The organism is Pseudomonas sp. EA_35y_Pfl2_R5 (assembly GCF_963970805.1).
Classification (GTDB): Bacteria; Pseudomonadota; Gammaproteobacteria; order Pseudomonadales; family Pseudomonadaceae; genus Aquipseudomonas.
The window spans coordinates 262,285-285,261 of sequence record NZ_CAXAOW010000003.1 but is presented as its reverse complement, the minus strand read 5'-3'; the positions used below and the strand labels follow the sequence as shown (position 1 = coordinate 285,261).

Annotated in this window: 22 protein-coding genes and 2 pseudogenes; 7 read left to right on the top strand and 17 right to left on the bottom strand. The window is 60.2% G+C overall.

All coding sequences use genetic code 11. The features are described 5' to 3' along the window. Positions 1-166: 166 nt before the first annotated feature. From AACX99_RS22190 to AACX99_RS08510, 4 genes and pseudogenes are all read right to left on the bottom strand, one after another. A pseudogene (locus AACX99_RS22190) lies at positions 167-545 on the bottom strand (methyl-accepting chemotaxis protein); the annotation flags it as partial. Between the two features lie 348 nt (positions 546-893). Continuing rightward, positions 894-1,310: pseudogene (locus AACX99_RS22185) on the bottom strand (HAMP domain-containing protein); the annotation flags it as partial. 876 nt (positions 1,311-2,186) lie between these two features. After that, positions 2,187-2,795 carry a flavin reductase family protein gene (locus AACX99_RS08515; protein ID WP_339410983.1) on the bottom strand — a complete coding sequence of 203 codons (609 nt, stop codon included), beginning with the start codon at positions 2,793-2,795 and terminating at the stop codon, positions 2,187-2,189. After that, positions 2,795-3,073 (bottom strand): hypothetical protein, encoded by a 279-nt coding sequence (locus tag AACX99_RS08510; RefSeq protein ID WP_339410981.1) that lies wholly within the window; start codon positions 3,071-3,073, stop codon positions 2,795-2,797. Before AACX99_RS08510 ends, AACX99_RS08515 begins: the two co-directional genes overlap by 1 nt. A gap of 246 nt (positions 3,074-3,319) precedes the next feature. Between AACX99_RS08510 and AACX99_RS08505 the strand changes: the two genes are divergently transcribed. Further along, the gene (locus AACX99_RS08505) at positions 3,320-4,345 is read left to right on the top strand and encodes a patatin-like phospholipase family protein (RefSeq protein WP_339410979.1); all 1,026 of its coding nucleotides are present in this window, start codon (positions 3,320-3,322) and stop codon (positions 4,343-4,345) included. A 72-nt stretch (positions 4,346-4,417) separates the two neighbouring features. On the opposite strand, the gene AACX99_RS08500 is transcribed toward AACX99_RS08505, so the two are convergent. The 11 genes from AACX99_RS08500 to AACX99_RS08450 form a co-directional block, all read right to left on the bottom strand. After that, entirely contained in the window at positions 4,418-5,959 is a 1,542-nt protein-coding gene (locus AACX99_RS08500; RefSeq protein WP_339410977.1) for a YdgA family protein, read from the bottom strand. Positions 5,960-6,186: 227 nt separating this feature from the next. Next, positions 6,187-7,266: an AI-2E family transporter gene (locus AACX99_RS08495; RefSeq protein ID WP_339410976.1), complete on the bottom strand. Its 1,080-nt coding sequence runs from the start codon at positions 7,264-7,266 to the stop codon at positions 6,187-6,189. 91 nt (positions 7,267-7,357) lie between these two features. Next, positions 7,358-8,170, bottom strand: coding sequence for a DUF4892 domain-containing protein (locus AACX99_RS08490; RefSeq protein WP_339410975.1), 813 nt, complete (start codon positions 8,168-8,170; stop codon positions 7,358-7,360). Continuing rightward, positions 8,167-8,829 carry a glutathione S-transferase family protein gene (locus AACX99_RS08485; RefSeq protein ID WP_339410973.1) on the bottom strand — a complete coding sequence of 221 codons (663 nt, stop codon included), beginning with the start codon at positions 8,827-8,829 and terminating at the stop codon, positions 8,167-8,169. Before AACX99_RS08485 ends, AACX99_RS08490 begins: the two co-directional genes overlap by 4 nt. Positions 8,830-8,880: 51 nt before the next feature. Continuing rightward, on the bottom strand, positions 8,881-9,744 hold the full coding sequence (locus AACX99_RS08480) for an alpha/beta fold hydrolase (protein ID WP_339410971.1): 864 nt from the start codon (positions 9,742-9,744) through the stop codon (positions 8,881-8,883). Further along, positions 9,741-10,550, bottom strand: coding sequence for an alpha/beta fold hydrolase (locus AACX99_RS08475; RefSeq protein ID WP_339410970.1), 810 nt, complete (start codon positions 10,548-10,550; stop codon positions 9,741-9,743). The genes AACX99_RS08480 and AACX99_RS08475 overlap by 4 nt, the downstream gene beginning before the upstream one ends. Positions 10,551-10,685: 135 nt before the next feature. Continuing rightward, the gene (locus tag AACX99_RS08470; protein WP_160014431.1) at positions 10,686-11,132 is read right to left on the bottom strand and encodes a hotdog fold thioesterase; all 447 of its coding nucleotides are present in this window, start codon (positions 11,130-11,132) and stop codon (positions 10,686-10,688) included. Between the two features lie 68 nt (positions 11,133-11,200). Continuing rightward, complete coding sequence (locus AACX99_RS08465; RefSeq protein ID WP_339410967.1) at positions 11,201-12,868, bottom strand: AMP-binding protein; 1,668 nt, start codon at positions 12,866-12,868, stop codon at positions 11,201-11,203. Positions 12,869-12,982: 114 nt separating this feature from the next. After that, positions 12,983-13,447 carry a phosphohistidine phosphatase SixA gene (gene sixA, locus AACX99_RS08460; protein ID WP_339410965.1) on the bottom strand — a complete coding sequence of 155 codons (465 nt, stop codon included), beginning with the start codon at positions 13,445-13,447 and terminating at the stop codon, positions 12,983-12,985. 25 nt (positions 13,448-13,472) lie between these two features. After that, a complete protein-coding gene (locus AACX99_RS08455; RefSeq protein WP_339410964.1) occupies positions 13,473-13,820 on the bottom strand; it encodes a DUF4389 domain-containing protein in 348 nt (115 codons plus the stop codon). Positions 13,821-13,854: 34 nt separating this feature from the next. Then, a complete protein-coding gene (locus tag AACX99_RS08450; protein WP_339410963.1) occupies positions 13,855-14,877 on the bottom strand; it encodes an NAD(P)H-dependent glycerol-3-phosphate dehydrogenase in 1,023 nt (340 codons plus the stop codon). Between the two features lie 250 nt (positions 14,878-15,127). Between AACX99_RS08450 and AACX99_RS08445 the strand changes: the two genes are divergently transcribed. From AACX99_RS08445 to fabB, 3 genes are all read left to right on the top strand, one after another. Further along, positions 15,128-17,050, top strand: a complete 1,923-nt coding sequence (locus tag AACX99_RS08445) for a response regulator (RefSeq protein ID WP_339410961.1) — start codon at positions 15,128-15,130, stop codon at positions 17,048-17,050. Between the two features lie 173 nt (positions 17,051-17,223). Further along, a complete protein-coding gene (fabA, locus tag AACX99_RS08440) occupies positions 17,224-17,739 on the top strand; it encodes a 3-hydroxyacyl-[acyl-carrier-protein] dehydratase FabA (RefSeq protein WP_304867185.1) in 516 nt (171 codons plus the stop codon). Between the two features lie 12 nt (positions 17,740-17,751). Then, positions 17,752-18,972, top strand: coding sequence for a beta-ketoacyl-ACP synthase I (gene fabB, locus AACX99_RS08435; protein WP_339410960.1), 1,221 nt, complete (start codon positions 17,752-17,754; stop codon positions 18,970-18,972). A gap of 197 nt (positions 18,973-19,169) precedes the next feature. On the opposite strand, the gene AACX99_RS08430 is transcribed toward fabB, so the two are convergent. Next, positions 19,170-19,634: a DUF3859 domain-containing protein gene (locus AACX99_RS08430; RefSeq protein ID WP_339410959.1), complete on the bottom strand. Its 465-nt coding sequence runs from the start codon at positions 19,632-19,634 to the stop codon at positions 19,170-19,172. A gap of 63 nt (positions 19,635-19,697) precedes the next feature. Further along, on the bottom strand, positions 19,698-20,720 hold the full coding sequence (locus tag AACX99_RS08425) for an amidohydrolase family protein (protein ID WP_339410958.1): 1,023 nt from the start codon (positions 20,718-20,720) through the stop codon (positions 19,698-19,700). 77 nt (positions 20,721-20,797) lie between these two features. Here AACX99_RS08425 and AACX99_RS08420 point away from each other — a divergent pair, with 77 nt between their 5' ends. The 3 genes from AACX99_RS08420 to AACX99_RS08410 are packed head-to-tail and all read left to right on the top strand — an operon-like array spanning position 20,798 to position 22,952. After that, positions 20,798-21,697 (top strand): substrate-binding periplasmic protein, encoded by a 900-nt coding sequence (locus AACX99_RS08420; RefSeq protein ID WP_339410956.1) that lies wholly within the window; start codon positions 20,798-20,800, stop codon positions 21,695-21,697. Next, positions 21,694-22,092, top strand: a complete 399-nt coding sequence (locus AACX99_RS08415) for an OsmC family protein (protein WP_339410954.1) — start codon at positions 21,694-21,696, stop codon at positions 22,090-22,092. The genes AACX99_RS08420 and AACX99_RS08415 overlap by 4 nt, the downstream gene beginning before the upstream one ends. Beyond that, positions 22,092-22,952: a pirin family protein gene (locus AACX99_RS08410; protein ID WP_339410952.1), complete on the top strand. Its 861-nt coding sequence runs from the start codon at positions 22,092-22,094 to the stop codon at positions 22,950-22,952. The genes AACX99_RS08415 and AACX99_RS08410 overlap by 1 nt, the downstream gene beginning before the upstream one ends. Positions 22,953-22,977 lie beyond the last annotated feature (25 nt).

The following is a 22,977-nucleotide window of genomic DNA, read 5'->3' as shown; positions in this document are numbered from 1 at the left end:
ATCTTTTATCTCAGCTGCGACATACATCGCAGGCAAAGCTATAGGCGGAAACGCCCAGCCATACCCTGCAGCTCGCGGCCCAGTTCTGCCAGCTGAATACTGGAGCTGGCAGACTCGTCCATGGCCAGCGCGGACTGATCGGCAATATCGCGAATCGAGGTAACGCTGCGGCTGATTTCCTCCGCCACCGCCGTCTGCTGTTCGGCGGCAGCGGCAATCTGCTGGTTCATCTCGAAGATCTGGCTGACTGCTGCGGCGATTTCCGCCAGCGCGCCGTCGGTCTGGCTGGCATCCTCCACAGTCTGCGTCACCAGCACGCCACTCTGATGCATGTCCGCCACGGAGCGCCGCGTGCCCTCACGCAGGGTGGCGATCAACCCTTCAATTTCCGCCGTGGACTGCTGAGTGCGCCGCGCCAGCGCACGCACCTCATCAGCTACCACGGCAAAACCGCGGCCCTGCTCGCCCGCCCGCGCCGCCTCGATAGCTGCATTGAGTGCCAGCAGATTGGTCTGTTCGGCCACGCTCTTGATCACATCCAGCACCGAGTCGATGCGCTGGGTGTCCTGGCTGAGACGCTCGATGCTCTGGGTAGTGGTCTGCATGGCACTGGCCAATTGGTTGATCCGGCCAATGGTCTGCTGCACCACAGCCACACCGCTGCTGACCCGGCGATCAGCCTGTTCGGTGGAAGATGCCGCCGCCTCGGCATTACGTGCCACCTCGTGCACGGTGGCGGTCATTTCACTCATGGCGGTGGCGACCTGATCGGTTTCCACCTTCTGCCCATTCACCCCTAAACGCGTTTGCTCAGTACTGGCTGACAGCGACTGTGCGGACGCGGAAATCTGTAGCACCCCGCTCTGCAGGCGCCCGACCATCTCACGCAAATTGCTGGACATAACCTGCATAGCCGTTTGCAGCTGGCCGATCTCGTCGTCACGCTGCACCTCAATGCGTGCGCTGAGGTCACCATCGGCAATGCGCCGCGCCTGTTCGATAACCTGCTTCAACGGCCGAACGATCAACAGAGTGATGGTCAGCGTCGCCAACAGACCGATCAGCAACGCCAACGCCGTGGCTAGCACAATTAGCCCGGTGCTGGCCTGCAGTTGCCCATGCAGGCTGGCTTTCTGTCGCCCGTAAGCTTGATCGACCAGGCTGAGGATGCGTTCGGCCTGTTGCACCAGGCTCTGGTATTCGCGTTTTTGCTGCTGCAACAATCCGGTGTACTCGTTAAGCCGGTCATTGAAAGAGTTGACGTTGCCGATCACCTCGACCAGCACCGCGGCATAACCGGGGTCCTCCATGACATCGCGCAGCTCACCGGCTAACGTCTGGGCGTCGACGGCTTCCTGAATAAGGGTTGAAGTCGCTTCGCCACTGCTGCGACTCTGCTCTAGCAGCACGCGGGCCTGATCCAGCGCACGCAGCAATAACTGATGCACCTGACTGATTTTCCCAGCCTGCAGCACGGATTCAGCGCCCTGCTGACCCTGGCTGCTCTTGAGCAGATCAACGCCGTCCTCAGCCAGACCGTCCTTGAGCAAATCCAGGCTATTGGAAGCGCTCACCACCAGCCACGTGGCGGCCTCCAGCGACAGGTGCATATTGTCGCTTTGCTCGACATAGCGATCGAAGGCAGCGCGATACGCGGTCATGGCTTCGGCTACCTGATCCAGCCCTGCCCGCTCGGCATCCGGCAACAGCGCCTGCAACGCGGTACTGGCATCGAGAATCTGCTGCGCCTGCTCATGCAGCCGAGTCGCGTGCTGCTTGTCGCCGCTGAGGACGAAATCCTGCTCGCTGCGACGGATCTGCATAACCTGGCTATTGATCGCGCTCATGCGCTCCAGCAGTGCCGAGCGTGCACTGACATCGCGCAGCGCAAGGAACCCAGTGGCCGCCACCAGCGCCGTAAGTGCCAGAACAACACCAAAGCCCGAAGCCAGTTTGCTCGCCGTGCTCAAACTGGCGACCCGCCGCTGCACCACAGTCCACATAACTCCCCCTGCCGAATGACCACCAGGCAGCCCAGCGCTGCTTGCACTCAAGATTGGCAACATAGGAGCACAGCCATACTAGCGACAAGCCAGCAGGCTGGTGCGTGGTGCTAACAGCTAAACGGAGGTCGTTTTTGTATCGATTACTACGCCAGACAAGCGTGATTACCAACAACGCGCGCATCAACCGGGACGGCGCATCTCGAAGGTATCGCGAGTGCGACTGTATGCCATACCACCCAAACGCCCGATCAGATCGAGCTTGTGCGCATCGATGCGGCCCTGCTCGTTGAGCACCGCGTCATCGATATGGGCCAACAGCACCTCGGCGAAGATCAGATGGCAATTGGGTTTTTCTGCGGGGTAAGCCTGAATCTGCGCCACCCGGCATTCAAAGGCCACCGTCGCGCCAGCCACTCGAGGTGGAGTAATGCGTTGCGAAGGCAGGCTGGCGATACCGCACTGCTCGAACTCGCTGATGCCATAAGGCAGCACTGCCGCGCTGGCATTCATCGCCTCGGCCTGGGCAAAAGACACCAACTGAATCACCAGCTCGCCACTGGCCTGTACATTCAGCAGGGTGTCTTTGAGGCCACCATCACTGCGGTGGTTGACGTTGACCATCAGAGTCGGCGGGTCGTCGCTGATCACCTGGAAGAAGCTGAATGGAGCCAGATTGCTGACTCCTTCGGCCGACAAGCTGGAAACCCAGGCAATCGGTCGCGGGGTAATGGTCGATGCCAGCCAGCGGTAGCGTTCGAGCGGTTCGAGTGCGTTGAAATCCAGTTGCATCAGCGGCCTGCTCGCGACTCACGGATATAGAAACGTGCGCGCTCGGATTTCGCCGTGCAGCCCTTGTAAGCCTCGAACTGCTGCTGGGTTTTCGCCGCTGTCATCAGCGACACCGCCTTGGAATAACTCACCGTGCCGGCAAAGCCCTCGGCCTTTGCCAGGTCCAGCTCACGCCAGGCAGCATCCAGCTGATTGGCACAACTGTTGCGATAAGTCGTTTTTCCCGCACAACCGCTCAGCACCAACAGCAACATGGGCAACACGATCCACAGTTTCATCAGGTAACTCCTGCAAATAAACAGACAATTGGCTCGGCATCACAGCGCATCGCCGTCAGTATTCGCGATGCTTCAATGCTGCCAGTATGACGCGTAGAACAGAGAAAAGTGCCGGCACCGCTGTAACCGCTCTAGCAAGCCACTGCGCATATGCTCGACTGCGCAGGATTACTGACAAGTCGCGCCTTGGCGGCGCGCAGCACGGCGAGTATGTTCGCTGCATTGATCGTGACGAGGAACCTCAGAATGAGTAAGCGCATTGCGCTGGTATTGGGCTCCGGTGGTGCACGTGGTTATGCGCACATCGGTGTGATCGAGGAATTGGAAGCCCGTGGTTATGAAATCGCCTGCATTGCCGGCTGCTCCATGGGCGCGGTGGTCGGCGGGATTTACGCCGCTGGCAAGCTCAACGAATACCGCGAATGGACCCAGAGCCTAGACTATCTGGACGTACTGCGCCTGCTCGATGTGAGCTTTCGCCTGGGGGCGATTCGTGGGGAAAAGGTCTTCGGCAAAATTCGCGAAATCGTTGGCGAGATCAATATCGAAGAGCTGCCGATCCCCTTCACCGCCGTGGCCACCGACCTGACCAACCAGCAGGAAATCTGGTTCCAGGAAGGTTGCCTGCATCAGGCCATGCGCGCCTCGGCGGCAATTCCCAGCCTGTTTACCCCGGTTGTGCAAGGCAAACGCATGCTGGTCGATGGCGGTTTGCTCAACCCATTGCCCATCGTTCCGGTGGTGTCAGCGCACTGCGACCTGATCGTCGCGGTCAACCTCAACTCGGCCCATCAGCAGCACTACGAACTGCCTATCATCGAACGCGCGCCGGCGCTCAAGGGACGTTTCGATCTACTGATGAGTTCACTCGGCTCACGTCTACCCTCGTTCAAACGTAAACCCGGCGAAGACGACGAGCTGCTTCTGTTGGAAGATCACAGCAGCCCACTGCAACCCGAAGCCATCAACCCCTGGCAGCAGAACGCCCGCGGCAGCCTGGATAAAGCCGCCGCGCCGAAATCCGCAAGCGGCTCGCGAGTCGCCGACCTTAGCGGCCCAGCCTCGCTGCTGGAGCTGATAAACCAGAGTTTCGAGGTGATGCAAACGTCCCTGGCGCAGTACAAGATCGCCGGTTACCCACCGGATATCCTGATCAACGTGCCCAAGCGCGTGTGCCGCTTCTTCGAGTTCTACAAGGCGCCGGAGCTGATCATGCTCGGCCGGCAGATCGCCAGCGACACCCTAGACAAGTACGAGCGCGGCGACCGCTAAGCACCAACAAAAACGGCCAGATGCCCTACAGGTCACCTGGCCGCATTGGCTGCGCCGCTTACGCCAAAAACGTTACTGCACGGTACTTTGACCCTCGCTTTCATACAGCGCTTCATCGGCCGGGACTTCATGCCCCATACCAGCCAAACCGCCGCCACTGCTCATGGCCAGCGCCACAAACTCATCCACGGTCATCTGCTTGCCGTTGAAGGTCACTTGGTCGTCGGCGTAATGCAGGCTGGAGCTGATGTCCTCGCCCTGCATTACAGCCAGTTCGCTGGCCACCGCCATGCCGCTGGCCATTTCGCCCAACATGGTCGCCTGCTGGGCAATCGCTTCCTTGTCGGTTTCACCGGCAATCGTGGCCTGAACGCCAACCACATCACCGATCATCGCTTTGGATACCAGCAGTTTGGCATCCAGCTGGGCGATCAGTTGCTTGGCCAACTCAGGCGCCGGCAGGTCGAAGGACATCGGCTTGTCGAGGTCCAGACCAAAGCTGAAGCTGCTTTCACCATTGGCGGTCTTGAACGCCAGTTTTTCCAGGGCCAGGCCCGGTTTTCCGGCCAGCAGTTTTTCCAGATCGGTCTTGAACAACGCAGTCTGCTCGTCGGTCAATTCCGGCATACCGCTTTCACTGTCGACCTTGCCGCTCTGCAACAGCGTGCCGTACAGCTCGATCATTGACTGCAGAGCCGCCGCGTCGAGGTTCTTCACGGTCCAGAGCATCTGCGAGGAGCCGATGTCGTTGCCCTGGTAGCTGATCATACCAACGTCATAGCTGTAACGCGCCGACAGCTGCTGATTGGCCTCGCTGGTTTCATCACGCTGGACGAAATCCTTAAACAGGATTGGCGCGTTCTCACCAACCTGCAGCTCGATCTGCTGTAAACGCACCTCGTTCTGCCCCAGATAAAAATCGCTGACGCCCTTGCGGGTGTCGCTGGTGAGGTTCATGCCCTTGAACTCGAGGCGCATGTTTTCATCAGTAGCCAGGGTTGAGGTGACCTTGAAGCTGTCCATCACGCCACTGGCGCTGATTTTCTCAACATTTGCGCTGCTATCGAAGTCGATCTCCAGGCCGCTGAAATCGATCTGGGTCTGTTCATCCAGCGCCATCTGCAGCGGCTGCACGTGCAGGTTGCCGCTCATCGAACGGTCATAGCCGAGGCTGACCTGGCCCTGCAGCGGCGCACCGCCCTGGCTGCCGGCGAACCACTTCTCCAGCTCCGAACTGCGTTCCAGCGCGTAATTGCTGGTGGCCATCACGGGCAGCAGCTTGAGACTTTGCAGTCGCGAAAGCGGGAAAGGCCCATGCTCGATGTGGTCGGTGACAAACCACTCGAAGTTGCTCGGCGATTCGCCATCCAGGCTGCCGGCAAACTGAATGCGGTAGCGCGCATTGCTGCTGAACAGCTGACGCTCCAGCGAAACCAGTTCAATAGTGGCGCTGAGGCCCAGGGCCGGCAGGGTTTTACCCATATCCTGATTGGCTTGCTGAATCGAGGTTTCCAGCACCGCTGGAAGCTGCTGACCGGTATACCAGGCGCCTGCGGTGGTCAATGCGCCGAGAACGACAACTACGCCAAGGGCGCTGCCTGCAATTTTCTTCATGGGGGGGTAATCCTGCGTATCCGTTATGGGTGTGGGGCTTCCCTGCTACCGCCTGTTGCGGTTTGAGGCGCGGCGTCGGGCTTACGCGCAACGCTTGACTGCGCAGCCGTGTATCAGCCACGAAGCGCAGCAAGGCTACCACCCCGGTTACAGGGGACCAAGGCGCCCCCGGGAAATTTAACGAGAATGCCAACCCGCTCGAACACCAGCGTGATGGCATATCTAACTCAGCTGAGCGGCTTTTCCGCCGGCTCAGCGCTGCTCGCCGCAGTATTCACAACCGGGCTGCCAACCCAGTCACTGAGCAGGCTGTACGCCACGGCCAACAGGGTTGGGCCGAGGAACAGCCCCATAAAGCCAAACGCCAGGATGCCGCCAAATACTCCGAGCAGCACCACGATCAACGGCAGGTTGCCGCCACGGCTGATCAGGTAGGGCTTGAGGATGTTATCGACGCCGCTGATCACCAAAAAGCCCCAGACCAGCAGGAACATACCCATGCCGACTTCGCCCTGCCAGAACAACCAGGCCACTGCCGGCCCCCAGATAAGTGGCGGGACCATGATCAGGCTGAAGCCGAAGGTCAGAATCCCCAGCACCAGCGCACCCGGTATGCCGGCGATGGTGAAACCGATCCAGGCCAGGATCGCCTGCGCTGCGGCAGTACCGATCACCCCGTTAACCACCCGCTGCACGGTGCCGGCCACCAGCTCCAGATAATGCTCGGCGCGATCACCGATCAAACGTTGCAACAGACTTTTGGCAAACGCAGCCAAGCGCGGCCCATCTCGGTAGAAAAAGAACACCAGAATCAGGCTCAAGGCCAGCTCCAGCATGCCACCACCGATCTGCGCACTGCGCGCCAGCAGCCAGTTGCCGACCTGCCCCAGGTACGGCCGTACAGTGGCGAAAAACGCCGCACCTTGCTGGTCGATGGTCATCCAGAAGCCCACCAAACGCTCACCAACCAGCGGCACGCCGGCCAGCCAGGTAGGCGCGGGCGGCAAGCCATCAACCTGAAAATCCTTGAGCAAGGCGGTGCCATCCTTGATGTGATCCGCCAGGTTGAAGCCCAGCATTACCAACGGCACGGCCACTACCACGGTCCAAACCAGGGTCAGCAGCCCCGCTGCCAGGGCCTGGCGGCCACCGAGCAGGCGTGTCAGCACGCGCATCACCGGCCAGCTGGCAAACGACAACACCGCAGCCCAGAACAGCGCCGACCAGAACGGTGCCAACACCCAAAGGCTGGCGCCTAACAGAAGCAGCAGCAGTATCTGCACCAGCAAACGATCGTTATTGGCCATTCAACCAGCTCCCCACACAACGCAAAAAGGCTCTGCCGCAGGGGACAGAGCCGGATCAATTAATGACGACAAGAGTACCGACAGTGGCGTCTTAGCGCAGCACGTTGAGTTGTACGCCGCTTACACCCGCATCACCCAGTTCCAGGCGGCTGGCGCGCACGCGCTGCTCCACTAGCGCATCGCGCCAGGCTTCAGCTTGTGCACCACTGATGCTGATACGCAGCGTGCTGTCGAGCTTGAGGCTGCGCGCCAGCAATTCGGTCCAGGCAGCGCTGGGCTCAACCTGTTTGGCCAGACGTAGTTCACCAGTGCTTTTCAGCTGCCGCTGCAGAGTGGCCGGAGTGGGCAATAGCTCGCCCAAAGCTTTATTGGCCGTGAGCAACTCGGCGTGCAGGTAGGCGCGCTTGTTGCCACGGGTGATGCTGTACAGCGCCAGCAGGCTGTCCTGACGCGGTTCAGCGAGACGCAGCAGTGCATAGGTCTGCTGATCATCTGAGCCCGTTAGGGTGGCGTTATCAAAAACTGCGTTGGCCCACAGGCTGCTCGAACCGCACTCCCGGCCCACGCACCAGTAAAGCAACTCAGCGTCCTGGGCTTGCAGGTCGCCCCGGGCCTTGGCAAACACCTCGTTGGCCGTGTGGGTGCGTGGCAGCTCATAAGTCACGGCGGTCAACTGGCCTTGGGTGGCCACCTCGCGCTCGTAGCGTAGGGTACCGCTGATGCGCCGTATTGCCCCTTGGGGGTAGATGCGCTCTAGCTCGGCAACATCCTTGAAACTGACAATCTTGCTCCCGGCAAACCGCGGCAGCACGTCCAGATCCTGGCTACCGGCCACATCTGCCCAGACAACGGCGCTGCTCAACAACAGACTCAGGCCGAGGCAATAACGATTAAGGCGGCTCATTTGATCAACATCGACTGGGCGGCTTTGACGATTTTTTCACCATCTGCTTCGCGCTGTGGCACCAGCAAACCGCGTTGCACTGCAGGGCGCGCAGCCAGCTCAGCCATCCAGCGTTGCAGATGCTCCAGACCGTCGACGGACACGCCAGCCCAATCATGGATACGCACCCACGGATAGGTGGCGATATCGGCGATGCTGTAGTCATCGGCCAGGTACTGCGACTCGCTCAGGCGCATGTCGAGCACTTCATAAAGGCGGCGAGTTTCGTGCTGATAACGATCGATCGGGCCCTGTAGTTTTTCCGGGAAATAACGAAAGAACACATTGGCCTGGCCTTGCATAGGCCCGACCCCACCCATCTGGAACATCAGCCACTGGATCACCCGCGAGCGCCCCTTGGCGTCGCTGGGCAGCAGTTGACCGGTTTTCTCGGCAAGATACAGCAGAATGGCGCCGGACTCGAACACCGCGAAATCATCGTTGCCACGGTCAACAATCGCCGGAATGCGGCCATTGGGGTTGATCTTGAGAAAGGCCGCAGCCTTCTGTTCCTGCTTGTCGAAACTCAAAGCCTGCACGCTGTACGGCAGTTGTAACTCTTCCAGTGCGATGGACGCTTTATGGCCGTTGGGGGTGGCGGCGGTATACAGGTCGATCATGCGAATCTCCGTGGCTATCGCCGACACCTTTCCCCAGTTGCCTTTAGCAAGTCAAGGCGCGCCCAGGAAAGCTTTGAAACAGTCTGCTACCAAGCCGGCGCCCACGTCGTCATCCAAATGCAGATGATGGCCGCCCGGCAGCTGCGCCACCTCGATGGCCAGGCCTTCGACCAGCTGAGTGATGCTCGGCTGTGCGAGCAACATACCCTGCTGGGCCATCACCAGTTTGGTCGGGCATTGCAGGTTGTGCACAAACGCCAGCGCATGGGCCTGGGTCAGGCGCAGCGGCGATGGCAGGGTCAGACGGCTGTCGGTGCGCCAGGTGTAACCGCCTGGGACAGGCATCAGACCGCGCTGGGCAAGCAGTTCTGCGGCTTCGCGGCTGACCGCCCCTACCCCGCGCATGCGTGCCTCTACTGCGCGGTCAAACTCCGCATACACCGGCTTACTCTTGCCGGCCAGGGCCAATTGCGCCTTCAGCGCTTCGCCGAGCTTCTGCGGCGCCGTATCGGCTTCACCGGTGTAGGGAATCAGCCCGTCGATCAGTGCCAGGCGCTCGATACGCTGCGGCATGGCCGCCGCCAGGAGCACGGAGACAATCGCGCCCATGGAGTGCCCGAGCAGGGAAAAGCGCTGCCAGCCGAACTGTTCGGCGACCTGCAGCACATCGTGGGCATAATCCCAGATGGCGTAACTGCCGCCTGGCGGGCGGTGATCGGAATGGCCGTGACCAGCAAAATCCAGGGCCACGATGCGCAGCCCCGGCAGCAGCGGCGCCAGGCGGGCGAAGCTGGCGGCATTGTCCAGCCAGCCGTGCAGAGCAATCACCGGCACGCCGTTTTCCGGGCCATACAGATGGGCAGCCAGCTCGATATGCGGCAGGCGCAGACGGACTTCTTCAAAATTCAGACTCATGCGCTTTGCTCACTCGCAGGTTGCCCAGCCCAACGCTGGAACAGCTTTTTCAGCAGCTCCGCCGTATCTTGCGGGCGTTCCAGAGGAAACATATGCCCGCCGGGCAGCGTCAAGTATTCGCCCTTCGGTACGCGCCTTACCAGATGAGCGTGATGCGGCATAACCACCCGGCTATGCCGGCCGCGAACCATGGCCAGCGGCACCTTCAATTGTTGCGGCCGGCCTGGGCTGGTGTGCGGCACGCTGCGGTAGATGCTGATTTCCGTGGCCGGATCAAAACGCAGGCGCAGGTTATTGCCCGCCGCTTGCAGACCGTGTTGCACATAGGCATCCAGGCATTCGGGATCGAAACGGCGGAACAGGCCCTTGCCAGCGAAATAACCCCGCGCCTCGACCAGGTCGACAAACTCCTCACGCCGACCCAACGTGCGCCCAGCCGGGGTGATACGGTCGATAAAGCCAAAGCGTTTGGCGGCGCGAATCACCATCTTGTCGGCCAGGGTCAGCACTGGCGAATCAAGCATCACCACGCCCAGATACAGCTCGGGGCGCAGCAAAGCGGCGTGATAATGCAGCACGCCGCCCAGGGAATGGCCCACACCCCAGACCGGCTGCGAGTTGGCTTCGAGGTGATGGATCAGCTCATCGACTAGGTTGCTCCAGTTGTCGTTGACCGGAAAGCGCGGGTCATGGCCGTGCTGCTCCAGATGCTGCACCGAGTAGTCAGGCGCCAGCGCGGCAAACAGCTTGCCGTAGGTGGCCGAGGGAAAGCCGTTGGCATGGGCGAAGAATACGGACTGGGTCATGGCGGCGGGCTTATCAGGGAAGTTGCCAATGATTGTCCGGCAGTGTTTGAGATGCAGCAATGACAAAACGGCCAGTGAATGACGGCACTATAGCCAAAGCTGATGGGAGGCCCGCCAACGAATAGCGCGGGGCCCTCAGCGTTGCGCCGGGCCATTCTCCCCCAACGGCACAATGGCCATGGTCAGCCGGGAAATGCAGCTGGCCTTGCCATCCTCGCCACTCAGGCGGATATCCCATACATGAGTGGTACGCCCCAGGTGCACCGCGCGCGCGACCGCAGTCACCCGGCCGCTGCGCAAGCCGCGCAAGTGGTTGGCATTCACTTCCAGGCCGACGCAGTAGAACTTGCTGCTATCGATGCACAGATGGCTAGCAGTGGAGCCAAGGGTTTCCGCCAGCACCACCGACGCGCCGCCATGCAGCAGGCCGTAGGGTTGGTGAGTACGGGAGTCAACCACCATGCTGGCGGTCAGCGACTCGTCGTCGAAGGCGTCAAAGCGGATATCCAGTTGCTCGCCGATGGTGTTTTTCAGAAAGCCATTGAGCTGAGCCAGGTTCGGGGTTTGCTGCCAGAGGGCCATAGTCAGTCCTTTTGGGTCGATTCAGCCAGAACATGGCCGGCATACAGGCATACCGGCCACATGCCTGATCACTCGTGCCAGAGCACCGCTTCGCTGCGGGTGGTCCACTCGTCGAAGCGTTCACCATAGGTGCCTTCAACCACCGCGCGTTTGATCTTCAGTGTAGGGGTGAGGAAGCCGTTATCCACCGCCCACACCTCTTTGACCAGCACCAGGCTTTGCAGGCGCTCATGCTTGTCGAGATTCTGATTAACCTCTTCCAGCAGTTTTTTCAGGCTGTTTTCCAACTCACCGCGCGCGCCGTTGAGGGCTTCGCTGCGGCCTACATCAGAAAGCACGCAAAGCGCCATCGGCTGAGCCATGCCATCGCCGACCACACACACCTGCTCGATGCGCGAGTGCTCGCCCAGACGGTTCTCAATCGGTGCCGGCGCGACGTATTTGCCTTTGCTGGTTTTGAAGATTTCCTTGATCCGCCCGGTCAGGCGCAGGTTGCCCTCGGCATCCTGCTCACCCTTGTCGCCGGTGCGCAGGAAGCCATCTGGGGTGATGGTTTCTGCCGTTTTTTCCGGGTCCTTGTAGTAACCCTGCATGGTCGCACCGCTGCGCACCTGCACTTCGCCATCCTCGGCGATGCGCACCTCGACGCCGGGACTGCTCTGGCCGATCCAGCCCTGTTTGAACTTTCCTGGCCGGCACACATGCGAGTAACCACAGTTCTCGGTCATGCCATAGACCTCAAGCACATCCAGGCCCAGGCGCTTGTACCAGTTGAGCAATGCTTCAGGCACCGGCGCCGCACCAGACAGTGCGTAGCGCACGGCATCCAGGCCCAGGCCGACCAGCACTTTTTTGCCGACGATGCGGCCGATGATCGGCAGCTTGAGCAGGAAATCCAGTTTCTCGGCCGGCATCTTGCTGTAGACGCCCATCTGAAACTTGGTCCAGATGCGCGGCACGCCGAACATTACCGTCGGCCGCGCACGCTTGAGGTCTTCGAGGAAGGTATCCAGGCTCTCGGCGAAGAAAATCGTCTGCCCGGCGTAGATCGACGCCAGTTCGACAAACATGCGCTCGGCCACATGGCACAGCGGCAGGTAGGACAGCACCCGATCATTCTCGCCAACGCCAAACAGTTCGGTGGCGTGGCTGGCGGCAAAGCCGAAGTTACTGAAGTGATGCATCACGCCTTTCGGCGTGCCGGTGGTGCCGGAGGTGTAGATGATGGTGGCGAGCTGATCGGCGGCCGCCTTGGGGTTGTCCTGAATCGGCGTGCAGGCCTGCAGATCCTCCCAGGTAAAGCTGAACTCGCCTTGCGGGCGCAGCGGCAGGCCAATGGTCGGCATATCCTGCGGTACCCCAGGCGCCATGGCCGGCCAATCATCCAGCTTGCCGACAAACACCAGAGCGGCCTCGGAGTGGTGCAGCACCTGGCCGACTGACTCGGCGGTAAGGTTGGGATAGAGCGGCACGGAGACATGCCCGGCCATCCAGATCGCCAGGTCGGTGACGATCCAGTGCGCGCAATTCTTGGAAATGATCGCAATGCGGCTGCCCTGAGGCAGTTCGCGGCTACGCAGCCAGTTGGCGGCCCGCCGGGCTTGCTCACCAACATCGGCCCAGCTCAGTTCCTGCAGCTGGCCGCCCGGCAGCGGCTGCACCATGTAGCGTTTATTCGGGTGTCGAGCCTCGCGCTCATAAAACACCTCAAGCGGCAAACGGAATGCATCAGCCACAGGGCTTCCTCCTTTGTTGTTTTTGTGGAGCCAACCAAGCAATTGCTTGGTTTGACTATTCCACGCACAAAGGCGACCCGCAAGAGGAGAAATGTTTCGGTGTGTAGTAATGCCTTATGCGCGCACCGGATGTATATGAGCGGACAACTGCATCAGCCCCGCAGCCAGTTCGTCGCCTTCCAGCAACGCCAGACTGGCGGTGCTCATCGGCAGCGGCTGCTGACGATGGCCATGGATCAACATGCCCGCCAAAGCCCCCACCAACGGCTGATGGGTGACCAGCAACATCTCGTCAAAGGCATAGCCATCCAGTTCCCGCAGCGTTTGGCGCAGATCACTTTCAGGCGTCAGCCAGGGCACGGTCTGCCGGATACCGGAAAACGCCAGCACCTCACAAACCAGATCTGCCGTTTGCTGAGCGCGCACATAGGGGCTGACAAGCACCGCACGCAAAGGCCGCCCCTGCAGCTGTGCAGCGGCCTCGCGCACTTGCTGACGGCCATAGTCAGTCAGGTTGCGTCCGGCATCAGTGCGTGCAGTCGGTTCGGCTTCACCGTGGCGCAGCAGCCACAGCTTCACCGCCCTGCCTCCATCAACCGACCAGTCAAAGCTTCGGCTCTTCGTCACGCACCGGATGGGCGGCTGGCGGAATGCTGTGCGGGGTTTCACCTAGTGGTGCTTGCGCGGTTGGCCAGTCGGCGAACGGCCAGGGTTTCTCATCACTATTGAAGGTGCCAAAGCGGCCGATCTGCGCCAGGTACTGGCTCAGGCTGTCACCAAAGCCCAGCAGGCCGGCATTCGGCGCGCCATAGAACAGGCGGTAACCCAGCTGCAGCAACACCACAGCGCCCAGGAGGATTTCCGCCAGTTGCCAGACGATGGTGAAGATCACCATCCAGAGGATGCGCAGCAGAATGGATTCGCGCTGCAGTTCCTGATTGTCATCACTCATGCTCATCTCCTTGCAGGGTCTAGAAAGATAAAACTCAGAAACCGGTGGTGGGGATAAAGTCGACGTCGGTCTTCGGTTCTGCATTCATCAAGGCGCCAATCACCTGATCCAACGTACGGCCCTCAAACACGATCGCGTGCAGGCCGGCCACCAAGGGCATGTACACCTCTAACTCCTCGGCCTTGGACTTCAGTACCTTGATGGTGTTCACCCCTTCCGCCACTTCGCCCAAACGCGCTACAGCATCGTCCAGACTCAGGCCCTCGCCGAGGGCAAAGCCGACTTGGTAATTGCGGCTTTTCGCCGAAGAGCAGGTGACGATCAGATCACCCACCCCGGCCAGACCGAGGAAGGTCATGGGGTTGGCACCCAGCTTGACCGCAAAACGGGTCATCTCCGCCAGCGCGCGGGTAATCAGCATGCTTTTGGTGTTCTCGCCCATGCCCATAGCCGCCGCCATACCGGCGATGATCGCGTAGACGTTCTTCAGTGCGCCACCAAGCTCAACGCCAAAGCGGTCGCCACTGGCGTATACACGGAAGGTGCGGCCATGTAGAGCCGCCTGCACTTGCTGGCAAAGCTCCTCATCCTCGCTGGCAACAACCGAAGCCGTCAGCGCATGCTCGGCCACTTCACGCGCCAAGTTCGGCCCAGAGAGCACGCCAATGCGCGCCTGCGGGGCGATGTCTTCGAGAATCTGGCTCATTAGCAGAAAACTCTGCGCCTCAATACCCTTGGTGGTGCTCACCAGCAATTTACCGCTCAACAGCTCAGCCACCGGCTGCAACGCCTGGCGCAGCGCGCTGGAGGGCAAGGCTACGAAAATAAGCTGGCAGGCATTCAAGGTCGCACTCAGATCGGTTACCGGGTCAACGCCTGGATGAATCTTGATGCCTTTGAGGTAACGCGGATTCTCACGGGTCAGCCGAATCGCCTGGGCCTGTTGCGGGTCGCGCATCCAGTGCAGAACCTGTTGGCCATTTTCGGCCAGCAAATTAGCAATCGCAGTGCCGAAGCTACCGCCGCCGAGCACTGCGATGGGTTGCTGATCAGTCATAACGTATCCGTGGTAAACCATTGAAAGTGGCGAATCGCTCGCATTATACGGCGACACCCGTATGCAGCCAGCTTTTAGCAGGTTGCCTGGCACTGGCAAAGCCAGGCAGCTCAGTTAACATGCAGCCTTTCAAACGCAAACAAGGTTGTGGCGTGATCTATAGCACCCAAGCCCGGCTTCACCCTGAGGTCGCTAAAAATCGGCCAGTTATCCAGTGCTCGCAAGGTCTGCGCTGCAGCCGAGTGGCCCAATGATCCTGCGCCGAGGCTGGAATATCCATACCCGTACACAACTGATCAGTGTCGGCCCCGCACTGCTGCTGACCCTGCTGCTTACCGGATTCTTCACCTTTGCCCGCTTGCAGGACCTGCGTCAGGAACTCAATCACTACGGTCAACTGATCGCCAGCCAGTTGGCGCCGGCTAGCACCTACGGCGTGATTTCCGGCAACCTCGACGTGCTAGACGCTTTGCTGCAAGCCACGCTGAAGACCCCCCATGTGCGCTTTCTTGAAGTACGCGACCACACCGGCAAGATTCTCGTCTACGTCGAACAGACGCCCGGCAGCGGCCACGCCAGTAGCCTGGTCGAGGTGTTCCAGGCGCCGATCCACCGGCAACGCGCGGCGCTAAACGACCCTAGTCAGCGGACGCTCAGCGATGACTACCTGGGTTATGTCGTCGTGGGTATGTCCAACGATGCCTTCAACACCCGCCAACAGGAAATCCTCTTCAAGGCCACCCTAATCGCCCTGTTTGCCCTGGTGCTGACTTTTCTTCTAGCGCGCCGCCTGGCCCGCCATCTGTCACAACCGCTTAGCGCCATGGGCGAAGCGGTTAGCGCGATTCAGGCCGGCAATTATCAGACCACCCTGCCCGAAGTCGGTGAAGGGGAGTTACAGGCCCTGGCGCGGCATATCAACAACCTCGCCCACGGCCTGGCCAGCGCCAGTGAAGAGCAGCAGCGGGCCATGACCCTGCTGATTAAGGCACGCGAGCAGTCGGAGCTGGCCAATCGCGCCAAATCTGATTTCCTGGCGATGATGAGCCACGAGTTACGCACACCGATGAATGGCGTACTGGGCATGCTGCAGTTGCTAGAAACCACGGAGATGACCCAGGAGCAGGCGGAATACGCCGCGCTGGCCACCGAGTCCACCGAGCACCTGTTGAAAGTCATCAACGATATTCTCGATTTCTCGCGCATCGAACGCGGCGCGCTGGAACTGGAGCGCATCCCTTTCAGCCTGCTCGACCTGCTGCAGAGCTCGATTCAGGTGTTCCAGCACAGCGCCCAGCAGCGTGGCCTGCAATTACTCTTGGAGACACAGAGCGGGCTGGAGCAGCTACAGGTGCAGGGCGACCCGACGCGGATTCGGCAGATTCTGGTCAACCTCATCGGCAACGCCCTGAAATTTACCGAAACCGGCAGCATCCGTGTACACAGCACCTGGCAGGCGCTGGACAACCAGGTGCTATGGTTCAGCTGCGCGGTACACGACAGCGGCATCGGTATCTCTCCCCAGCGCCTGGAACATATGTTCGATGCTTTCCAGCAAGCCGACACTTCTATTTCAAGACGTTACGGCGGCACCGGGCTGGGTTTGCCGATTGCCCGCACCCTAGCCGAACGCATGGGTGGCACCCTGCGTGCAGTCAGCCAAGAAGGCCAGGGCTCGGTATTTACCCTAGAAGTGCCACTACCGTTTTCCCAGCAAGTCGTCCCGGCTGTCAGCGATACACCGCTGCCGGCTGATCAGGGCAACGGTCAGCCGGTGCTGTTAGTCGAAGACAACCCGGTCAACCAAACCGTGATCGAAGCCATGCTGCGCAGCCTGGGCTATCAGGTCAGCCTGGTAGGCGATGGCGCCCAGGCGGTGCACCAGGTTAGCCAGCAGCATTATTCAGCGATTCTGATGGATTGCCGCCTGCCGATCATGGATGGTTACGAGGCCACTCGGCAGATCCGCCGCCTACCAGGCTGCGCCGAGTTGCCGATCATCGCCCTGACCGCCAATGCCCTGCAGGGCGACCGCGAGGCCTGCCTGCAATCGGGTATGAATGACTACCTGGCAAAACCCTTCAAACGGGCAGATTTGCAGCGAATCCTGCAACGCTGGCTCCCCCCTCGACCTTCGACGGGTAGTCAAGAAGGCTCAACTGCTGCAGGCTAGAGCCATAGACCTATGACAGGCCAACAAGAGCAGAGTACAACTGTACTCACAAGGCTGTGACTTTCACCACAACGCAACAGTCTATGACTAGGCTGTTGGCAGGCGCAGAGGCTGCGCCGCCAGCCAGGACGATTCGCCCAGCCTTGGCGCATGGGACATATTGAGGAGCTCGCATGACCAAACAAAACGCCTTCACCCGGGAAGAACTGCTCGCTTGCGGTCGCGGCGAACTATTCGGCCCAGGTAATGCGCAACTGCCCGCGCCGAACATGCTGATGATCGATCGCATCACCCACATCAGCGACACCGGCGGCAAGTACGGCAAGGGCGAAATAGTCGCCGAGCTCGATATCACCCCTGACCTGTGGTTCTTCGCCTGCCATTTCGAAGGCGACCCGGTAATGCCAGGCTGCCTGGGCCTTGATGCCATGTGGCAGCTGGTGGGTTTCCACCTCGGCTGGCAGGGTAACCCAGGCCGCGGCCGCGCCCTCGGTTCGGGCGAAGTGAAATTTTTCGGCCAAGTGCTGCCGACCGCCAAGAAAGTCACCTACAACATCCATATCAAACGCACCATCGCCCGCTCCCTGGTCCTGGCTATTGCCGATGGCACCGTCAGCGTTGATGGCCGCGAAATCTACAGTGCCGAAGGCCTGCGGGTTGGCCTGTTCACCTCTACCGACAATTTCTAAAGGACTCTCTGCATGCGTCGCGTCGTGATTACCGGCCTGGGCATCGTTTCCTGCCTAGGCAATGACAAAGCCACCGTCTCTGCCAGCCTGCGTGCTGGCAAGTCAGGCATCCGTTTCAACCCTGCCTATGCCGAAATGGGCCTGCGCAGCCAGGTATCCGGCTCGGTTGAGCTCAACCTGGAAGAGCTGATTGATCGCAAGGTCTATCGCTTTATGGGCGATGCTGCGGCATTTGCCTACCTGTCCATGGAGCAGGCGATCAAGGACTCGGGCCTCAGCGCAGAAGACATCTCCAACCCTCGGGTAGGTTTGATCGCAGGCTCCGGCGGTGCATCGACCTTCAACCAGATGGAGGCCATGGACATCCTGCGCGAGAAAGGCGTCAAGCGTGTGGGTCCATACCGCGTGCCGCGCACCATGGGTAGCACCGTTTCCGCCTGCCTGGCTACGCCGTTCAAGATCAAGGGCGTGAACTACTCGATCTCATCGGCCTGCGCCACCAGCGCCCATTGCATCGGCAATGCCATGGAGCAGATCCAGCTGGGCAAGCAGGACGTGGTGTTTGCCGGCGGCGGCGAAGAAGAACATTGGAGCCAGAGCTTCCTGTTCGACGCCATGGGCGCCCTCTCCACCCAGTACAACGAAACCCCGGAAAAGGCCTCCCGTGCCTACGACGCCAAGCGTGACGGTTTCGTTATCGCTGGCGGCGGCGGCATGGTGGTGGTCGAAGAGCTGGAGCACGCCCTCAAGCGTGGTGCCAAGATCTATGCAGAAGTCGTCGGCTATGGCGCCACCTCCGATGGCTACGACATGGTCGCGCCAAGCGGTGAAGGCGCTGTACGCTGCATGCAGCAGGCCCTGGCTACCGTCGATACGCCAATCGACTACCTGAACACCCACGGCACCTCGACCCCGGTCGGCGACGTCGCGGAAAGCCGCGCGGTGCGTGAAGTGTTCGGCGACAAGGCGCCCGCCATCAGTTCGACCAAGAGCCTGTCCGGTCACTCCCTGGGCGCCGCCGGCGTGCAGGAAGCGATCTACTGCATGCTGATGATGGAAGGCAATTTCATCGCCGGCTCGGTCAACATCGACGAAGTCGACCCGGAAATCGCCGACCTGCCGATCCAGCGCAGTACCGTCGAAAACGCCAAGCTCGACACGGTGATGAGCAACAGCTTTGGCTTCGGCGGCACCAACGCCACTCTGGTACTCAAGCGCTGGGCTGGCAAATAAGTCCAGCCGTTTGTTTGCCACATAAAAAGGCCACCCCTCGGGGTGGCCTTTTTATTGCGCTAAGCGGTTCTAATTTAAAAGCCGAGCGATGCTCTGGGCGCAATATTGCCATCTCAGAGGGTCATGATGGTCGTCCTTTACGTTTTTGATACATGCTCGACCCAGAGCTCGGGTTTGTTTGGACCATTGCGAATAAGTCAGCGCACGATAAAGCGCTGCTCCAGCAACTTGCGATCGTCCTGAAATACCAAAAAGCGCCACTCACCCGTCACCACTTCATGCGCTTCGGTGAACTCGAAAGCCATGACATCCTGCGGTGCACCGGCGACCAGTTTTTGCGTCACCACGAATTTATCGTGACGCGTGCCTTGCGGGGTGATGACTCCCGGAGTTAGATACAGCAATGTCAGTGGCGAATCATCAGCCATCTTGCCGGCCAAGCTGTAGCGCAGGCCGAATTTGGTGCCGAGCTTGGCGGGAATCACCTCGCCCTGCTCAATTTGCTGATTGCTACGGGTCAAGACCCGCTCGCCTTCCTGGAAGTCCTGGTAATCACTGACGAAAACGCCGTACTCGACCGGGCCTTCTACCCGGACTTCGGCCTGTACCAGGCTGCTGGTCAACACAAGTGCGGCCAAGGCACTAAAACGGGTGTATTGCATGTCGCGCTCCTTTTTTTAGATGGCGCGAGCCTATGACACCCGTGTGACAGAGCAATGACAGCCCTACTCCGTCAATTCGGCCTGCACTCGGCGCGGCAGCACCGCGAGGAAGTTATCGCGTGCCACCTGATGCGCAACCTCCTCAGGCAAGGCGTCGAGAAACGGCTTAAAACCGCTCATATAGTCCGACAGGCTAGTGAAGCGACCGACTACATCGGAGCCGAGCATAAAGCGCGCCGGATAGCTGCTAACCAATTTCACCCAAGCTGCATCAGGCTTGCCGTTGGCATCAAGCAGGTACGGCTGCAGCACAGTCCAGGACAGATCGATATACAGATTGGGGTACTGCTTGAGCATCCGTTCCAGCGTAGGCAGAAGGAAATCCAGTTTCTCCTGATGCCGATGAATTTCCATGCTGGTACCGGCATGCGCCCAGATAAACCGCACATGCGGATGGTTGCGCAGCGGGTCCTCGATTTCCTGCAGGTAGAGCGGATTGCGCTCGCGCTTTGAGGTGATATTGGAGTGCAGCATCACCGGCAGATCGTACTCGGCGGCCAGATGAAAGACTCGTGCCAGGGCCTCGTTATTGGCCCGCGGCGCATCACCATGGATCAGTGCGGTGAGGTCGTCATGCCGGGTAAAAATCTCGCCGATGCCTTGCCACAGACCAGGGTCGAGTTCGAGCATGCGGCGAATATGCGCATCGGCATTTTTGTCATTCGGGTTGAAACCGGAGAGAAACGGATGCAGGCGCTTGCGCTGTTCGGCGGGCACCTGTTTGTAGGCATGCGCCACCAGTACATCGGTAGCGCTGTACCAATAGGCATTGGCATCGTCACCGGCGTAGTAACGCGGACGTTTGGGTTCGTCCTCATGCCACTTTTTCGCCACCGGAATACCCGAGAGCATCACATGTTCGATATTACCTGCGGCCATCTGCTCGAACAGCTCGGTCATGCCCGCGCTTTCCTGAAAGAAATCGACATAGTGCAGATGAGCATCGCTAAAGCGGTAATCACGGGCCAGCGCCAACGGGCTGCAAACAGTGGCAAGAACAGCAAGACTCAATGCTAGTCGCCTCAAACCTCAACCCTCCTTGAAGACGTGAGCACAATTGACTCACTACACTGAGTTCTAGTTCAGAAACCGGGATTGCAGCAATGGCTTCAGCTTCGACACAGCGGCAACGTACCTGGCCAAACTACCTGCAGGCACTGCTGATTCTCGCCCTCTTCAATCTGCCAACAGCCTATGCGGCAGAACAGTTGAACTACCCACTGCACTCGGACGGCATTGACCCCGAAGCCTATGCCCTGGCGCTGCTGACGGCGGCGCTGGAACGCACTCCTGGACGCTACCAGCTGCAACCCACACCTGTGCCCATGGCGCAAAGCCGCGCGCTGCTGGCCATCGAGCACGACAGCAAAAGCGTGCAGGTGATGTGGACCATGACCACCCGCGAGCGTGAAGAGCGCCTGCTGCCGATCCGCATTCCGATCTACCGCGGCCTGATCGGCTGGCGTGTGCTGATGCAGCGCAGCAACGCGGCGGAGCAGCTGGCTTCGGTAGAAAGCCTTGAGGAACTCAAGCGCTTCAGCTTCGGCCAACGCCACGACTGGCCGGACACCGCGATCCTGCGTGCCAATGGCCTGGATGTGGTCACCAGCCAGCATTATCTCGGTTTGTTTCAGATGCTCGCCGCCGGGCGCTTTGATCTGTTTCCCCGCGAAACGGTGGTGGCCTGGCAGGAGCAGGCACGCGCTGCAGAAAGTGGGCTGGCACTGAGCATCGACAACCATCTGCTGCTGCATTACCCGACAGCGTTCTACTTTTTCATCTCACGCAACCGCACGGATCTGGCCGCCGACATCAAGCGTGGCCTGGAGGCAATGATTGCCGATGGCAGTTTTCAACGCCTGTTCGAGCAGTACCATGGCGACACATTGCGCCAGGCCAATCTGCATAAGCGGCGCATCATCGAATTGCACAACCCCGACTTACCCCCAGCAACGCCATTTACCCGCAAGGCATTATGGTTTCAGCCCAAGGAGCTCAAATGATCAGCATCAGCAACGAGAAAGGCCTGTTGCAGCGCATCAGCATCGGTCCGCACACCCTGCACAGTGACGTGTCGGTGGAACTGGGCGGCGAAGGCTCAGCGCCCGAGCCTCATGACCTATTCGATGCTGCGCTGGGCGCGTGCAAGGCGCTGACCCTGGCGCTGTATGCCAAACAACGCGGTTTGCCGCTGGAAGGCCTCGACGTAAAGCTCAACCGCGATGACCGCCAGGAACGCCAAGGCATCTACCGCCTGGATGTCGAACTGACCCTGCACGGCGCGCTGGATGACGCGCAACGCGAGCAGCTGCTGCGCGTCGCCGATAAATGCCCGATTCACAAGCTGATGACCAGCAGCGAGGTTCAGGTCAGCACTCAGCTAAGCGAGGGCGCGTAATGAGCGATTTTCTACTAATCCAGCCGCGCCCGGAAAACCTCGGCGGACAACCTATCCTGCGTCCCCTGCCCTCGGCCAAGTGCCGCAGCGTTGGGCCGTTCGTGTTCTTCGACCATATTCTGGAAAACACCTACCCGGCCGGCAGCGGCATGAATATCAACCAGCACCCGCATATCGGCCTATCCACCCTCACCTACCTTTTTGAGGGGCAACTGCAGCACAAGGACAGCCTCGGCTCGAATCAACTGGTCAGCCCCGGCGAAGTCAGCTGGATGACCGCCGGTCGTGCCGTGGCACATGTCGAGCGCACACCGCAGACGCTGTGGGAAAGCGGCTCACACATGCATGGCCTGCAGGTCTGGCTGGCCATGCCCACGGCTGAAGAACAAGGCGAACCCCGCTACAGCCATCATCCCGCCGACAGCCTGCCACGCAGTAGCAGCATGGGCGTGGACGTCTGCCTGATCGCAGGCACTGGCTTCTGCCTGCAATCCCCCGTGCCGGTGCTGTCGCCAACGGTCTATGCCGAGATCAAACTGGCCGCAGGCAGCGCACTGCAGATACCCGCCGAGCATGCCGAGCGCGCGCTGTACCTAGTGGACGGCGAGGCGACGCTCGATGACCAGCAACTGCCGCTGCGTGGCCTGTTGGTGCTGCCCGAGGGCGAGATCTACACCCTTAGCGCCTGCAGCGAGAGCCACCTGGTGTTGATTGGCGGCGCGCCGATTGGCCCGCGGCGGATCAACTGGAACTTCGTTGCCAGCGACCCGGCACTGATCGACCAGGCGCGTCAGCGCTGGGCCGCGCAGGACTGGCCAACAGTGCCGGGGGAGACCGAGCGAATAGAGCTACCACGCTGACAGAGAAGATTTGTTGCACTCCCGA